11 protein-coding genes are annotated in these 15,689 nt (G+C 59.5%); 3 read left to right on the plus strand and 8 right to left on the minus strand.

All coding sequences use genetic code 11. The features are described from left to right. Positions 1-53: 53 nt before the first annotated feature. The gene (locus tag IG197_RS32455; protein ID WP_192321151.1) at positions 54-1,019 is read right to left on the minus strand and encodes a DUF3991 and toprim domain-containing protein; all 966 of its coding nucleotides are present in this window, start codon (positions 1,017-1,019) and stop codon (positions 54-56) included. A 221-nt stretch (positions 1,020-1,240) separates the two neighbouring features. On the opposite strand from IG197_RS32455, the gene IG197_RS37000 reads away from it, so the two are divergent. After that, positions 1,241-1,594: a hypothetical protein gene (locus IG197_RS37000; protein ID WP_192321153.1), complete on the plus strand. Its 354-nt coding sequence runs from the start codon at positions 1,241-1,243 to the stop codon at positions 1,592-1,594. Between the two features lie 106 nt (positions 1,595-1,700). Here the strand turns inward: IG197_RS37000 and IG197_RS32465 are convergent, their stop codons facing one another. From IG197_RS32465 to IG197_RS32475, 3 genes are all read right to left on the minus strand, one after another. Further along, positions 1,701-1,898, minus strand: coding sequence for a hypothetical protein (locus IG197_RS32465; protein WP_246765506.1), 198 nt, complete (start codon positions 1,896-1,898; stop codon positions 1,701-1,703). A gap of 72 nt (positions 1,899-1,970) precedes the next feature. Continuing rightward, positions 1,971-2,792, minus strand: coding sequence for a DUF429 domain-containing protein (locus IG197_RS32470; RefSeq protein WP_192321155.1), 822 nt, complete (start codon positions 2,790-2,792; stop codon positions 1,971-1,973). A 14-nt stretch (positions 2,793-2,806) separates the two neighbouring features. Then, complete coding sequence (locus IG197_RS32475; RefSeq protein WP_192321156.1) at positions 2,807-3,787, minus strand: 3'-5' exonuclease; 981 nt, start codon at positions 3,785-3,787, stop codon at positions 2,807-2,809. Between the two features lie 207 nt (positions 3,788-3,994). On the opposite strand from IG197_RS32475, the gene IG197_RS32480 reads away from it, so the two are divergent. After that, a complete protein-coding gene (locus IG197_RS32480; protein ID WP_192321282.1) occupies positions 3,995-5,380 on the plus strand; it encodes a hypothetical protein in 1,386 nt (461 codons plus the stop codon). Between the two features lie 25 nt (positions 5,381-5,405). Further along, the gene (locus tag IG197_RS32485) at positions 5,406-8,156 is read left to right on the plus strand and encodes a UvrD-helicase domain-containing protein (protein ID WP_192321158.1); all 2,751 of its coding nucleotides are present in this window, start codon (positions 5,406-5,408) and stop codon (positions 8,154-8,156) included. A 6-nt stretch (positions 8,157-8,162) separates the two neighbouring features. Here the strand turns inward: IG197_RS32485 and IG197_RS32490 are convergent, their stop codons facing one another. The 4 genes from IG197_RS32490 to IG197_RS36430 form a co-directional block, all read right to left on the minus strand. Further along, positions 8,163-9,308, minus strand: coding sequence for a hypothetical protein (locus tag IG197_RS32490; RefSeq protein WP_192321160.1), 1,146 nt, complete (start codon positions 9,306-9,308; stop codon positions 8,163-8,165). Continuing rightward, entirely contained in the window at positions 9,305-11,044 is a 1,740-nt protein-coding gene (locus IG197_RS32495; protein ID WP_192321162.1) for a phospholipase D-like domain-containing protein, read from the minus strand. The genes IG197_RS32490 and IG197_RS32495 overlap by 4 nt, the downstream gene beginning before the upstream one ends. Then, positions 11,041-14,481, minus strand: coding sequence for a DEAD/DEAH box helicase (locus tag IG197_RS32500; RefSeq protein WP_192321284.1), 3,441 nt, complete (start codon positions 14,479-14,481; stop codon positions 11,041-11,043). The genes IG197_RS32495 and IG197_RS32500 overlap by 4 nt, the downstream gene beginning before the upstream one ends. A gap of 108 nt (positions 14,482-14,589) precedes the next feature. Further along, entirely contained in the window at positions 14,590-15,126 is a 537-nt protein-coding gene (locus IG197_RS36430; protein ID WP_246765507.1) for a hypothetical protein, read from the minus strand. Positions 15,127-15,689: the final 563 nt, after the last annotated feature.

A 15,689-nucleotide genomic window follows, 5' to 3' on the forward strand; every position in this document is an offset into this window, starting at 1 on the left:
AGGCCGCCTCTCCGTCCGGACGGGTCAAGGGCCGGCTTCAGCCGGGCGAAGCTTCACCCTTGACGCGGCCGGCGGGCATGCGGCAGGCCTCTTCCGCTTCTCTCCCTTTTCCACGTCTTCTTTTCCTTCTCCCGCGCCCTGAGCGCGTCGTTCCAGTCCTCGACCGGCGGCATCAGACGCAGCCAGTCGCAACCGGCCGCATCGGCGATGTCGCGCAGCCGCGCGGCGAAGGTCTCGCCCTGGTCGTTGGCGTCCGTCGCGGCGACGAGCCGGGCGGCGGGACGTGCGGCGAGCATGCGTAGCGCGGCATCTGTTGCCGGCGACCATCCCCCGCCGGTACTGAGATATTGACTGCCTTCCCGTGCCCCTTCAAAGGCGGCCAGGCTCATGGCGTCGATCGCCGCCTCCGTCACGCACAGTCGCAAGGCGCCTATTGGACCGAACCGGAAGAGGACCTTCGACCCGCCGGTTGCAAAACCACGCCAGTCGGGGCCACGTTCCTCCCAGCCGGTGACGACACCGTCATCATCGACATGGGCCGCCCACATGCTGCCATGCGGGCCTTCCCGCAGCACGTTGAGCCGCATGGCGTCGCGAATGATCGCCTCGGACAGGCAACGCTCCTCCCGCAGATAGCGCCAGGTCATGGAGCCTCGCCAGGGTTTGCGGCGTTGCTCCCATCGGTCCTCAATGGATCTGAGGGACAAGGGCGCGTCCGCGGATCGGGTCCAGACCGGCTCCCTGGACACGAACCCGACCAGTGAGGCGACGCGGTCAAGTGCATCGACGAAAGCGACGCCGTCGAGGTGTCCGGCGAGGCTGAAGACGTCGCCCTTCGCGTCGGAAAGGGGATCGAACCATCCCCGCCCCTCATGGATGACGATGACGATTTCCGCACCGCGCCGGTATTTGAAGGCTCTGCGTGTGCTTTCCTGCCTGTCCACCGCAAAGCCCGCCTGCTCCAGCAGGGCGCCGCACGGAACCCGGTCCCTGAGGTCCTCCAGCTCTTCTTTTCTCATTCGTTTGCCGGCGCTCCCGCGTCCGCCTTTCTTGTCCGATTTCTCTTCCCGCAGTTTGCGGGACCGCCTGCCCCGGGCCGCGAAGAGCAAAGGAGGCAAGGGCGCGCCTTGGCAATCTGCAGATCTGTACCTTCACGCCGACAGTTCGTGCCAGGCGCGGCGAAGCCTCCCTTGCCGCCTGCCGCTCGCAAGCGGCACCCAAAAAGGGAAATGCCGGCTCAATGAGCCGGCCGGCGATCGTGCGGGTCGAATTCGTGAATGATGTCGAGATCGTCGTCGGCGTCGATTTCGTCGCTGACGACGACGCCGAATTCATCGCCGGACCTGAACAGCGTCACCGGGACCATGAGGGTGCGGGCAAGTGCGAAAGCCTGAGACTGAGCGAGTGCAAGATCCTGTGCCATGTGAGAAACCTCCGTCCGGAGCAGGCCGATCCCGCTCGATGGCTCCTCGAAGGACCGGGGACGGTCGCGATCACCGCGAAGGCAAAGCCGAGTGGCGGCAGCTTGCTAGCCGACCCCGACAGAGGGTTGATCGACGCAGATCCGGACCTGGTCCAGGACGCCATCATCTGAGAGCGGGATTGGTTTGCTTCGGATGGCCGGGTGGAGTTCCGGCACAGTTGCTCGCTCGCGGCACAGCTATCGCCCGAGTGTTCTCCATTTTCCGTCATGCAGCTGTTCAGCCGCGACCGGCGGCTTCCTGATCGGCGATGGCCTTGAGGACCTCGAAGTCCATCGCGGCGCGCGGCTCGATGCGGGCGACTTCGCTGGCGACCTTGGCCCAATGCCAGGATTCGGCAACGTTTCTCTGCGCCCGGCTGCGTGCAGCTCTCGGCTGCGCTTCATAACAGGCATTGACCGGATCGGTTGCTGCCAATTGCCTGGCGTCTTCCTGCCAGCGGCGGCGGATTTTGCGGCGGCGTTCGATCCATTTGCCACAGTAATCCGATCATCGCCGACCCCGCCGCGACGCCAGAAGATCCGATTGGGGTATCCAGATCGCAGACGCGTCGTCGCCGAACGGCACGGCGGTTCCCTCGAAAACGCATATGCCGACCCACGCGCAGATGACCGCGTCGAGCATGTCTTCAAACGCCTTCAACTGCCATGATGGAGCCTCGAATTGGGGTAGCCGCAATATCTCGGATGCGCCTTTTATTTCCAGGTCGAGGCTGGCGACGATCGCACGCCAGGTTTCGAAGAGTTTGTTGCGCCGGCTGACGGGGGTTTCCATTGGCCAATAGTTGCGCGTCTTCGCCTGCTTGTAAGGCAGCCGCTTTTCGGCGCGCATCAGTTCGACCAGGGCGGGATGCGGGTAGACTTCCAATAGGCCCGGCGCGCTAACCTCTCTCGTCAACAGTCCGTACCCGCGGTGCCCGAAGCCGCTCCTGAAGTCGTTGCTGATCTTGCCGGGCCTACTCGCACTCGGTGTGTGGGTGCTGCAGTGACGGGCGCCGTAAGCTGCCGAAACCAGATTGTCCGACACGCGCCGCGCTGCGATCGGCTCACGAGACAGAGGCATATCCACAGCAACGAGATCGACAGGCGCTCCAGCGATTTTTCCAGCTGCGGCGAGAAGAGCCACGGGTTCTGCGATCGAACCTGAAGGGCGGAACGTGGAGATCAGCCCCTCGTCGGCATGGGCCAGGAGGTGACGATAGGACGGTCCCGCGAAGATCAGGCGCCAATCGTCGCCCATGGAGGAAACCAGCGCGACACCGCTCGGCTGTGTCGACGTCCAGGCCGCATCAATGCCCACAATGGTCGTCATCGCCTCCCGACTATTCAAGCCGCCCGGAAGCGATCGAACGCCGTCAAATATTTGACGGGCAGGTCGGCGTCCCAGCGATAGATCTCTGTCCGAAGGAAATGCAGTTCCTCGTCGTGCTTCTCTTCCGGTAGTTCAACCCACCAGGATTTCGGGCGCCCGTCGGAGCCGTCCGACCAGCGGTAGCCGCGCGCCTTGAGATGATCCTTCATGTCGAATGGGGAATTCTCCGCATAAATACGGACCCGTGACCGCTGGCTGGCTTGATAGAGCTCCGCAAATGGCGTCGCGGTGGAATCAAGCGGTGTCTGCCCGAGCACTTCCAACAGCGCGAAACAATCGTCGACAGCACGATGCCCGTCGTGAAAATATCCTGACTGCCCAGTCAGGTAACCGAGCTTGCTTCCCTCGAAGCCACGTGCCGCCCAGTCGATCTCGGAAACCGAACAAGCCCATGCCTTGTTGCAAAACATCGGCGAGAAGGCTTCGCAAAAGGGCCGATCGAAACCGGCGTTGTGAGCAATGATCATGTCGGCCGGCTCGATGAGGGATTTGAGGCGGGTAACGTCGATCACCTGACCGGCGACCATGTCATCGGTGATGCCGGTCAGGCGTATGATGTCGGCCGGAATGGGAACGGTTGGCTGCTGAAGTCCCCCATAAACGCCGGTGACATCGCCAATCTCGCCCGCGTCACTGAAGGTGAAGGCGATTACGCCGATTTCGATGATTTCGTCGGTGCGGTAATTGAGGCCTGTGGTTTCGGTGTCGAGGATCACGCCCTGCCGTGGAAATTCGGGCCGAGCACGCTCAACAACTGATCGGGGCGAGAGCCTTCGCAGAATGCGATAGTTGCCGGTCGCTTCCAGATGGCAGGCCATGGCCTCGTCATCCGAACCGAAGCCGCCCTGCCCCCTTCCAGCAACAGCCTGCGGTTTGGTCACCTTCGTGGTAGCCGGCAAAACAGCAGCTGCAAAGAAGTCGAGTTGCGAGGTCATTGTATTCCGATCCGATTGCGGCATGGCCGGCGCACAATACGCATCGGCATAGGCGCAAGCAACGACGCCCCCGATCGGGTGCACGTCGCACGGAGCCTGCGGTCGAGGAACTGCGGACAAGCACTATTCAAAGCAAAGAACTACTTTGGGTACTGACGTCGAAATCGTAGGATGCCGAACAACGATTTGACGCTTTTGAGAACAGCCATGAACAATCAGCCGCAACAGCCGATCCGAGAACATCATTTTTATGTCTCAACCGCGAAATTCCTGTTCCACCACCCTCAACACGGCATTGTGGCTGTCCGCGATCCGATACGACTGACGGACGCTAAACGGTATGGGCTGTGCCCCATCGCACTTTACGGGCTCACCGTTGCCGGCCTACCAATCCGCTGGTTGACATTCTCCACGATGGAGAAGCGCAAATCATTGCGCGACGTGCTGCTGACGGCATGGGGAAACGCCGAGGGTTTACGCGGCCTGCCAGATGTTTTGCGTGTAAACCGCTACGTGGAACGGGCCGACCCATCATTGGCGAGGGATATTGCCAAGTTCGGGATCCGGCTTGAGGTTGCCGACCCCAAGGACAAAGCGGCTCCGGCATCGTTACGCTCGGCTCACGATGCCTCTCTGTGGTTGTCGAAAAGGCATAATCCGGTCGACCTGTCTGTGGCCACGTCCGTCGAAGCCCTTTGTCGTGATGCACATGACGATCACGATTGGCGGGCAGTCAGCGGCCCTCGCGGGCTTGGCAATCGAAAAATCGAGGACAACATCGAGCGGTGGCTGGGACTGCCGATGCGACCCCCGGCAGACATTCTTCCCGATAACGTGGAGTGGGAAGCCGGTCCATGGCTGTCGTCCTGGGAAACCTCACTCCCACCCGATCGGCCGCGCTATTTCAAACACGACGGATTTACCGGCAGGATGTGGCTGTATTCGGGAGAGGACCCATCGGAAGACGTCGATGACGATGACGACATCCCAGCCTACGACGAGTATGACAACGTAGCGGAAGTCGCCAAGAACCTGGTCGCCTGCTGGCCCAATCCGCCGAAGGAGATCGCTGCGGCCACTGGAATCACCCTGCGCCAGCTCCAGTGGTTTATCTCGGAGCGTTCCACCCTCGACAGGTCGGCGCGCTTCGACCTCGAACGCCTGTTGGGCATCGAATACGACGAACGGATGGGCGGCTACACGCCTGCGGGGCCCTATGTCCTTATCGCCAGGAAGGCTCAGGCGCTCGAAGCGGTCTATCAGGAGATTTCCGGCGGCGGTGATGCCTGTCCTTGCGAACTCGTTCCCGCCCAGGGACAGGCCGACCCGAGCTGGAGATACGTCTTGATCAATGCGTTTGGGACGCCGCCGACCCTTGTCATGGCGCCCCGTGGCGAGGCGATCACGGACCGCCTTCCCGACCTGATCATGAACTACGAGGGCATCCGGCCGGTTTCGTCGGCCTTTTATCGCGACGTGGTCACGACCTGCGCCCGCGCTTGCCTGACACCTGGGGCCAATGCGCGGGAGATGCGGGATTTTGCAAAGCGCTACGAACGGGAATGGGTCGATTGCGCATGGCTGCCGGACTGAATTTGCTAGTAGTGCGTGAGCCCTGATGTCTGATCGCGTTCAAACATACCGGCCTGGATTCTTTGCACGGTTCCTTCCTCAAGGAAAATGGAAGATGACGCTGACCGCGTCCTCGCCCGCATCCATACGTCTTGGAGTCGGCGACGCTGTTAAACTTCCCTGTCTGGATGTCGTCGCCATTTCCGTGTGCAAGGCATTGCTATGGCACACCGTCGAAGTCCGGTCGCGCGATCGGATCGATAACCTGTCCTGCCTTGGAGAAGAAGCCGCCACACAGTTGGCGGCCGATCTACACAGCTTCATCAACAACCACCTCTTCGCATTGATCGGCGCAGACATTAGTCGATTGAGCGAGGTGGATACCAAACTGCGGGCGATCATTGAGGGTAACCGACAATATCTGGCCCAAGCCGACCTCGGCCGGGTCATTGCGGGCGTGACCGGTGACGCCGCCGCAGCGCTCTCGCATCCTCTGTTCGATCTGGAACTGATGCCGGCCGCGCTGAAAGCAGCACTCCCCCCGTCCCTCGCCTTCATCACCGATCCGGATGTGCGTCATCGATACAATGACGCGTTCGTTTCGGCAGAACTGCCGAGATATCGCTCGTTCTTCGACAATCTGGATGACCGATCACTGTCCGACCAACAACGTCAGGCATGCATTCGCCTGGAGGACAACAATCTCTTGGTCGCCTCAGCCGGATCGGGAAAATCCGCCACGATGGTCGGCAAGGTCGCCTATGTCCTCGACAAGCAGCTCTATCGGCCGGAAGAGATTCTCGTGCTCGCCTTCAACAAGAGCGCCGCCGACGAGCTGCAAGAACGGATATGCAGGCAGCTCGCGATCGATCCGGGAAATCCGGAATGCAAAGTGACCACGTTTCATGCGCTGGGTCGCGGCATTATCGAAGAGGTCGAAGGTCGGCCGCCGCAACTTGCCGATTGGGTTGAGCACCCCGCCGGCGAAGCGAGAATCATCGAACGGATCATTGAGGAACTGCTGCGATCAGATGCAGAATTCACCGATCTCTGGGTCAACCTCCTCGTCCTTCATCCCAAGGCGGATATCCCGGTCGACGTGTTTGGTTCTGAGGCTGACTACGAGCGCTATCTTTCGGTGCGCCGGCGGAAAGGCAATGCGACCATCGGCACGATTGCCGGGATCCATGTGAAGTCGCTCCAGGAGCAGACGATCGTCAACTGGCTGTGGCTCAATTCCGTCGAGTTTGAGTACGAACGCCAGATTCCGATCGAAGAAAAAAACGGACAGATCCGGTACGTCCATCCCGACTTCTATTACCCCGCAAGCAAGACGATCCACGAGCACCTGGCTATCAATGCCGATGGCTCGTCACCCTTCACAGACTATGTCACCCATGCCGAAAACAAGCTGGCCGCCTACCGAAAGGCCGGGATGGACATCTTTCAAACCACCTCGGCGCAGGCGAATAATGGAACGCTGATTGCGGAGCTCGAGGCAGAGCTTGCAAAACGGCGCATTCCGCTCGAACGCAAAAGCTACACGGCGATCGTCAAAGCCCTCGAGCCTGTTGTCATCAAGCACTATCACAAGCTGATTGCCGTCTGCATCAAGCACATCCGCGCCAGCCACCTCACTCTGGACATGCTGCTGGAGCGGGCCAAATCGCTCCACGACCGGACCCGCGCCAGGGAGTTTGCGCAGGTCGTCTGGAAGATCACCGAGACCTATTCCCGGAAGCTGGAAGAAGCCGGCCGCATCGACTTCGACTCGATGATCGTCAATGCCACGCAGTTCGTGGAGACCGGGCAGTATAAGAGCCCCTATTCCCTGATCCTCGTCGACGAGTTCCAGGATATTTCCGAGCCGCGCGCCAAGCTGATCAAGGCGCTGAAGCACCAGAAGCCCTTCACCAAGCTGTTTGCCGTCGGCGACGACTGGCAATCGATCTATCGCTTCGCCGGATCGGACATTACGATCTTCACGCAGTTCGATGCGAATTTCGGGGCGAGCTGGCAAGGCCGTTTGGAGCAGACCTATCGCTGCAACCAGCTGATCGCCGAGACCGCCGCCAGCTTCGTGCAGCGGAACTCCGCCCAATTGAAAAAGTCGGTGCGCTCGACACGTCCGGCGATTGCGCGATCGATCCGGGTCGTTCCGATCGATGGTGATCGAGACAAGCCAGATTTCACGGACGCCTGTCACCGACTGCTGAAGCGGCTCGACATCTTCCTTGGCGGGATTTCAGGGCAATGGCGGAGCGACGGGCGCGAGAAGCTCAAGGTCATGGTGCTGTGGCGCTACAACCAGCTTGAACCGTTCAGGGGATCCGTGCCAAGATTCGACAACATCGAGGTTTCTGGACTGTCCTTCCATCGCGCCAAGGGGCTTGAAGCCGACTATACGATCCTGCTTGATGTCAGCGAAGGTGATTACGGGGTGCCAAGCCGGATCGAGGACGACGAGCTGCTCAACCTGGTCATGCCGCAGCCTGAAATGTTTGAGTATGCCGAGGAGCGCCGCCTATTCTACGTTGCGTTGACACGCGCAAGTCGTGGCGTGTTCCTGCTCACGAACAGCCGTGACCCATCCAGATATATCCGGGAGCTTTCGGAAATCGCCGGGGAAAATCTGCGTTTCGAGACCGTCGATGGCGGTCCGCTGCATCAATGTCCCGCATGCCGCGTAGGTCAATTAGTCGAGAGGAATGGTCGCAACAACAGCCGCTTTCTGGGGTGCAACCAGTATCCCGGCTGTGACCACACGCAGCAACTTAATCGACGAAGCGCCGAATGACCGGGTCTACGTTGCCTGCACGGCTGCGCGACGCCTGCAGTCGCTCTCCCAGAGGTTGATCGTGTCGCCCGGAAACAATTGCTCTACCGGCGCCAGGTCGCACGATACCGAACGCGTTTCGCGTCGAAAGTTATGCGCCCGGATTCCGGTCCAGAAAAGCGCCAATGCCCTGTCGGCGGTAAAAATGGCAGGATGCTCCTTAGGAAACAACGCCAGAAGGTGAATCAAGATCTCAAGCGAACGAACATCCGCGAGCGCGTTGTACGCGTCCTGCTCAGAGTATCCTTCCCGAAACTTCAACATCCTCTTTGCGGGGCTGCCAGAGTTTGGAACCGCCACTGCACTCAGTGCCGCAAGGACGATGAGAGAATAGCGGGCCACACCGTAGCGATCGGCCGCATCCATCACATCGGTCCATCTCTTGTCGAAAAGCCTGCGGCTCGTAGGAGCAGTGAGGAAAGGCGCGAGATGAAGGAGGAAGTTGCGTTTTCGCTCAAACCCTGCCCGGGTGTCGTCGATCAGGCCCAGAGCGCCCCTCAGACTGTCGCTGCCGACAACGAGCTCTGCCGTCGGCAGCGCTTTGCGGAGAAAGGCCATCACCTCCGTCAGCTGCGCTTCCACAATCGGACGATCTGGAATACTCCGGTCATTGCCTTCGATCGCGTATAGAAGGGGGTTAAGTCGCACCTCCTGCCCGGCAAGCAAGTCCAGAAAGTCCTGGCCCGCGCCGATAACAGAGCCTTCCTCGAAACGTCCCTTGATCTGGCTGATGACATTTCTATCCGGCAGAACCGTAACGCCTGCATTGGCGAGCGCGAGACCAGACGGAAGCCACCCGCCACGCTGTAGGCTGATGACCATCGAACTATGAGTGCTATCGAGCACTGCGTTTCCGCGTGCCAGCCCATTGATCTCTACCCCTTCGATGTTCGTCTCAAGAATTCTAGCGAACCGCCAATTGAGCGGGACGGACAGAGGTTTATGCAGTTGCGCGCCTGCCAGCTCGTCGTAGTTCAGCGGTTCCAGCTCCAGGCCACCGACGCTCACGGAACGAGGCGGCTGACCGTCTTGCCCATCAAGCTCCACGAATTTCATGATAAGGCCTGCATTTGCGGGGTTGGGCGTGGACTTGTCAGACACGACCCCGGTCATCTACTCGCCGCCTCGAATTTTTCGAGCAGGCATGTCGCCAGGTTCGGGCCTTCCAGGTAAAGGCCGATTTCGTCCAGCGGGTTCTCCTCCAACCCCGATTGCGAGCCCCAGTTCAAGCTGCTGACGACGATATGGTCCTTGTCCCACGCCAGGAACTTGGCATGCAATTGCGGCTCTGGGACGCCGGTCAGCACGACGAGGCCATTCAGACGTTCGCGGTGTTCCGCGACATGCCCGCGTTTGACCGGCCCGGACCGCCGCGAGTAGTACACGCGCACGTCACTCAGTCGCCGGCCTGCGACCTCTGCGGGGTCGAACAGGGCCGGGACCATATTGGCTCCGACCTTGTTCGTACAGCAGATGAAACGCTCCTGGGCATCGTGCGCCGCAACTCGCAGAAGGCGCTCGTGGTCGTCGGCCCGAAGAATGGTGAGCCGGGCGGCCGGAGGAGCGGTTTCCGAAGCCGCTGAAAGTCGGCTACGCTGGCGCCGCAGTTCCGACGCCATGAACAGGAGCGTTTCCACGGATCGGCTGGCGCCGGAGAGTTTGGCGATGATCTCGCGGAGAAGATCCATCCCGGTCGCGACAGCGTTGTTTTCCCTGAGCTCCACTGAAACCTCGACAGCCGAAAATGGCGACGACAGCCAGTTGCAGGACCCCATGACCGCAATTGCGCCACCATCGCCGTCATCGGCGAGGATGAACTTTGCATGGCTGCCGACAGGCTCTCTCTGTACCAGCAGGTAGCCTCTCGTTTGCCGAACTGCCGATAGCCGAGTGTAGAGTTCCTGCATGGCTGCTGCATGCTTAGCGCGGTCGAGCGACGTTCCGAAGAACAGGTGGCATTTGACCCCGCGTCTGCAAGCCTGCTCCAGGGCCTGCCATATCCTCTCGCGCTTCTCTTTGCCTTTCTCATCTGACTGCGAGGCGACAAAAGTTGAAAGGACAAAGATATGGGACTTTGCAGCGCCCACGATTTGCTCGAAGCGCTGCAAGTGCTGTTCAGACCCAACGACAAGCTGGTCAGTGGCAAACGACGTGTTGATCACCACGGGCTGGCTGACTGGCGGTGCGGCGGTCGTCGGCAAGATGCCGGTTTTTATCGTCGCCGTTAGCGCTTCCACGAGCTGGTCACTTGCCCCCTGTGGCAGAATCCCGTCTTTCACATCATCGAGATTGAGAACGAGGAATTTTCGCTCCAGGAATGAACTGTTGGCCTCCACACCCCGAAGCCACTCCCCTGGGCGAAGTGTACCGGCTGTGAACTGGCTGACACGCTGCATCATAGAATAGTCCGTCTCCGGCACTTCGTCCGCGGGAAAAGCGACAATCGCTCCACTGGCCGGGAGCTTAGACACGGGAATCGTGTCCACATCTCGCGTCCTGAAGACCGATTGCCCGACCTTTTCATAGACGACACTGATACCGATTTCGCGGTCCGCGGTCCGTTCTGGAAGCGCGCGCCCGGCGCGAATGAAGCCATGCCCGACACTGCTTGTCGCGAGCACCGGCTGTGGTGAAAGCCGGACTTCAACGAGGCCGAATTGCATCAGACGGGCGACCGTTGAGCTCACAACCTGTCGCGGGATTTCCAGGTGTGCCGCAACGGCATCGATTGTTCCCGGATCGCGATCAAGCGACAGCAGCACCATTTCCTCGATAGGGCTCCAGCCCCACGTGCGCTGAACGATGCCCGGCGCACGATAATGCCATGCCGGAATGTAGATGTTGTTCATCGGGAGAGCTTCCCATTCTCATCGACCATGACGATGGAAGCGCCCATGTCACCCCCCGGAAACTCTGTCTCTGCAAGCCGCGCGATTCCGTCGAGCATCCTTCGCAAGAAGCCGAGCTCGTCGTTCAGCCCGTCCGGATCGATTCCGTTTACGGTATTGCTGATAAACCTCCGGCTGGTGGCAAGTATCAGCTTATGCTTGGCTCGACTGAGGAGAACATTTAGCCGCTGCGGATTTTTGATGAATCCCAGGGCTCGCGTGCCAACGAGCACGTTGTTTCGGACAAGGCTAGCGACGATCACGTCCGCCTCACCCCCCTGAAAACTGTCGCTCGTATAGAAGAACTTTCCATCTCCGCGCGGGCTGGCGAAGCCAAACAGGGTCTTCTCGGCCGTGTCGATCTCGGGTTTGAGCAAGCGCTCGAAATGACTAACTTGGGCGGAGTAGGGCGACAGCACCGCCAACGTTGGCCGACGCCCGTCTGCCGACACGATTGGTCGCAGCCTTTTCATGGCGCTCACGATCGCCGTTGCCTCGGACTCGTTGCGATACGAGCGCTTGATCTTCTGCTCGAATGCCCGGCGTTTGACGACACTCAACGAAGGCATGTCGAGGATGACGATAGGCGAAGCGGGGAACTCTTCGACAGTGTCCACTGCCTTCTTGCGCTGTTTCACGCGCTCCGACGAAACGAGTTCTCCTTTGTAAAAGGTATCGGAGACAAGCTCGCCGATTGCCGGGTGCATCCGGCTCTGTTCCCGTAGCGTGTTTGCGATCGAGCTCGGACGTTTCGTGTCCGCGGTTCTCAAGGCCTCTCGCTCGACGATTGATCGGAACGGCTCCTCAAGACGAGCGGCGATGGCGAGTACGTCGCTGAGCAAGAACTGGTCCGCCTTCAGCGCGTCGAGGGCGATTTCCACTTCGCCAGGCAGATCGGGAATAGCAGAAAGCTTTTCTTTGGCATCCCTCAACAGTTCGTTTGCCCGCTTGCCGTCGTAGAACTTTTGGCGTTCAACCACGTCGAAAGGCGATAATTGATTATGATCGCCGATCATAACCCGCCGGTTGCCGAGAAGAAGGGCGCCAATCAGTTCAGCACCGTTTGCACGCGCGGCTTCTTCGATGAAGACCCAGTCGAACTGTTCACCATCGGCAATCATTTCCTCGAGAACGTGGGATGAGGTGGTGGCCAAGGTGACATCGGACGAGCGAAGCATCAGATTGTCGGTGTCGCGCAAGGCGCGTTCGGCAACCGACTTTTCCGACCTGTCGACGGGATTGAGCGCCTGAGCGATCTGATGGAGCTGGCTTGCCATGACCGCCGCGCGCTCAGCGTCGGGCTTGGATACGGATCGCAACAAGACGACCGAGTTCCGACGCAAGGTGCTCTCTTCTTCGCTGACGCGAGATCGTTCGACGCGAACGACAATGTTCGATTGCTTCGGCAAGAACTTTCGAAGGTCGTCCTCCATATGGACGAGAGTCTCATGGTTCTGGGCAGACACCAGAATGCGGGCATCGGGCGTTTGATCGAGGATGCTTTTCACGAGATGTGAAATCAAAAAGGTTTTTCCCACACCAGGGGGACCGACGACGACATTGATCGACCTTCCCGCGACGATCGACTGCCAAGCCTCGATCTTCGAAGGCTCCATATCCGCATCTGCCGGCGGTGAACCTGGAACAGCAATGTCGCGCAGCATGTCGTCCATCGCCACCTGCGCCGGGTCATCCAACGCTCTTAGGAGCTCGACATTGGCCCTGGCCGCAACAATGTTCTGCAGCCGTCGCCTGATAGCGCGCTCGGTTCCGGTATCCTTGCGTGGCCGCAAATAAAGAGACTGCCCTGCCGGAACCGCCAGGTTCGTTGCAAAGGCGAACGCCAGTTTTCCATCGACCAGATTGCTTCCCTCATAGCTCAGTTCCGGCACTCGCTCACGGCCGGTTGCGAGTCTGGCCGACTTCGAAACGGTCCAATTCACCTTTCCGTCGTCATATTTGAGTTCGCGTCGCATTGCCTCCGCTGTGGGGCGCAATCCCATTATTTCGCGCTGATCGTCCCGTATCGAATCGTCGCGAGGTGCGAGCCACACCACGTTCTGCTCGCTGGCGGGCAACGAAAGAACTTCGACGGGATACAGACGAAACTGCTCCCTCAGCAGGGTAAATGCCTCAAGCAGGATCAGAGCGAACCACATCGGAACATCACTCGTTACCCCGGCTACTCGGACGCGTTCCGCGAAATCTCGCCATCGTCGTGCACCTGGACCAAGGTTGCGCACGCGCTCTTCGGCACTCGCGCGATTTCTCGCCAAATGCAAACGGTGAACGACATCCTCCGCGCCTTGTATCCAGTCGTTCGGTCGCCTTTTATGCGCCGACTCAATCATGCCAATCGCGTCGTGGACGATCTTCACGTTGTAGATCGCCAGATCAGTGAGAATGCGCAGGCTATCTTGACCGGCGGGGACAAGGCGAACCCCGGCGGAAAGCAGATCTTCCGCGACGAACTGCATGAGGGCAACGCCGTCATGCGCGGGTATCGTCCCGGACGACAGAGTCGGTAAATCGCTCTGGAGGGCGTTGCGCGAGGGGTAAAGGATGAGTTCTCCATCTGAACTTGACCCGACCCTGTCGAGTTCGGCGACAACTTCCCTCAACTCCCCGAGCACGATGCTGCCGTCAAAGAGCTGAAACTGCGGTGGGTTCGCCAAACGATCCAGCATTCGGCGTTCGATCGAGAGCAGCGAAGGGGAATTATCTCCGTCCACGCCGAGGATGGCAGCGGCCACTCCGGCAAGATCGATCCAATCCTGCCGAAATGAAATCGCGCCAGAAGCGCGCAGAAGATGGCCGGAGGCTCCAAGATTGCTGTCAGCAATGTGGACGCATGCTTCAAATCCCCCGAGACGATAGTCGTCGCTATCGTCTGAATGCGAGAAGATCGTATGGGTGCTCACACCGCCATGCACGATACCGGCATCGTGGCACAGGGTAAGCGCTTCCGCGATGCGGACGATATTGCGCCAGAAAACATTCCGGCTGGTACTCGCCAGAAAGCGGTTCTGTCGTGCTCTCCTTCTATGGGACGATCCGGAGATCGGGCTGCCGGGATCAACCATGACGATCGCGATTTCCTGCCCGTCCTCAACGACATCGAGTACTTCGACCAGGACTTCACGCGCCCGCCGTGAGGAGAGAACACGTCGAATTCGTCGCAATCCTCGAGTGATAATCGCCTTCAGGTCGTCATCCAGCGGCGTGCCGGTCTTTCTGAAGAGCCGCAGCAAATATCGCTCACCATCGTCGAGCCCGGTCGCGGATCGCAGGTCCGAATCCCAAGCACCGCTCACACGGGCGAGAGAGTCCTCGGCAAACGTAAACCGGGACTCCAGCGACAATTTTCTATGTTGTTTGACCGTATTGACTGTCGTCATGCCGTTCCAGCCCGCCCGATTTGCTTTTGACATAGCAGATTCGTCTGGTGGTTGCGTCGTCAATCCAATCTGAAGCTGGTATTCTCCCAAACATTGTGGCCCGTAGACTTAGCCAAGAACGCGCGTGTTCAATTCGGCATAGGATGGGAGGGCGGTGTCCCGACGTCCCGCGGCATAAAGCCTTCTGACACCATCTTCGATCGAGTCGACATCGGCTTCAAAAAGTTGCGGCATTACATCGATCAGCCTGGGAAGTTCGAAGATGCGGTAAGCAGCAAGTTGGGAGATTGCCATTTCTCGTACTGAACTGCTCGTCCAGTTGCCGCCTCCCGCCTTCCAAAAATGGCTTTGGTCGACGATGCCATTGATCCAAAGCCAGGGGGCGAGCCGCTGAACTCGATCCTCGGAAATTCCCCACATCGGAAAATAGTCGCGGGAAAAAATGACTTCAGACCCGTCCTTCAGTTTCCAGACTCCATAGGGGAGCCACAGGCGGGACGGGACGAAATCAGAAAGGGCGGTGCGCGGGGTCACGACCTCAAAATCCGCGCGTTCGCCAAGACCCGTGTCGAAATGCAGATAAGTCGGTCGGCCAGCGCGGCGAAGATACGCCGGCGTGTTGGTACCATAAGCCTTGTCTTTCACGACAGTCCCCGCCTTCCCCCCGCCCCGGGCGACCAAAAAGACGTCGCCGCCAGATCGAGGTTTGCAAGGTCATCTGCTCGTCAAGCGACAGAGGTGTTTCACGCAAAAGACGTGCCTTGGACACGGCGTACTGAACCTCGGCATAAGGAAGACCGAGAGCATAGGCTATCGAGAGAATGATATGCAGCGCATCATCGAAACCCACGTCGCCGGGCTGTGTTTGTCGATGATGATCGCAGCTGCAGGAAAGATCGTGCCAATCGCGGTAGCCCAGCACACGTGCGAGCGCTCTCATGCACATAGGAGAGCTGTAGATTGGTCGCGGCACGTACAAGATATTTGGCGGCCTGTTTTGACCGATCAAGGTCGGAAACGTGAATTCGCATGGAACCACTCCGGCGGTGCAATCTATGGCGTGTCCACTCGGCCCGTGCACCTTGGAAAGAGGTTCTTGCGGGTTGATGCAGTCGTTCCTGCCCTGAGGCTTCGCCTCTGTGGACGGCATGGCCGGAGAAGCCATGCGTTCAACGTAGGTGATTCGAGTCATTTGACCAATAAGGCGC

Source organism: Aminobacter sp. SR38, assembly GCF_014843375.1.
GTDB lineage: Bacteria > Pseudomonadota > Alphaproteobacteria > Rhizobiales > Rhizobiaceae > Aminobacter > Aminobacter ciceronei.

What these genes read in the sequence shown, in the direction of transcription:
- IG197_RS32455 (WP_192321151.1), bottom strand. Translation starts at nt 1,019, where the DNA reads ATGAGAAAAGAAGAGCTGGAGGACCTCAGGGACCGGGTTCCGTGCGGC.
- IG197_RS37000 (WP_192321153.1), top strand. Translation starts at nt 1,241, where the DNA reads ATGAGCCGGCCGGCGATCGTGCGGGTCGAATTCGTGAATGATGTCGAG.
- IG197_RS32470 (WP_192321155.1), bottom strand. Translation starts at nt 2,792, where the DNA reads ATGACGACCATTGTGGGCATTGATGCGGCCTGGACGTCGACACAGCCG.
- IG197_RS32475 (WP_192321156.1), bottom strand. Translation starts at nt 3,787, where the DNA reads ATGACCTCGCAACTCGACTTCTTTGCAGCTGCTGTTTTGCCGGCTACC.
- IG197_RS32480 (WP_192321282.1), top strand. Translation starts at nt 3,995, where the DNA reads ATGAACAATCAGCCGCAACAGCCGATCCGAGAACATCATTTTTATGTC.
- IG197_RS32485 (WP_192321158.1), top strand. Translation starts at nt 5,406, where the DNA reads ATGTCTGATCGCGTTCAAACATACCGGCCTGGATTCTTTGCACGGTTC.
- IG197_RS32490 (WP_192321160.1), bottom strand. Translation starts at nt 9,308, where the DNA reads ATGACCGGGGTCGTGTCTGACAAGTCCACGCCCAACCCCGCAAATGCA.
- IG197_RS32495 (WP_192321162.1), bottom strand. Translation starts at nt 11,044, where the DNA reads ATGAACAACATCTACATTCCGGCATGGCATTATCGTGCGCCGGGCATC.
- IG197_RS32500 (WP_192321284.1), bottom strand. Translation starts at nt 14,481, where the DNA reads ATGACGACAGTCAATACGGTCAAACAACATAGAAAATTGTCGCTGGAG.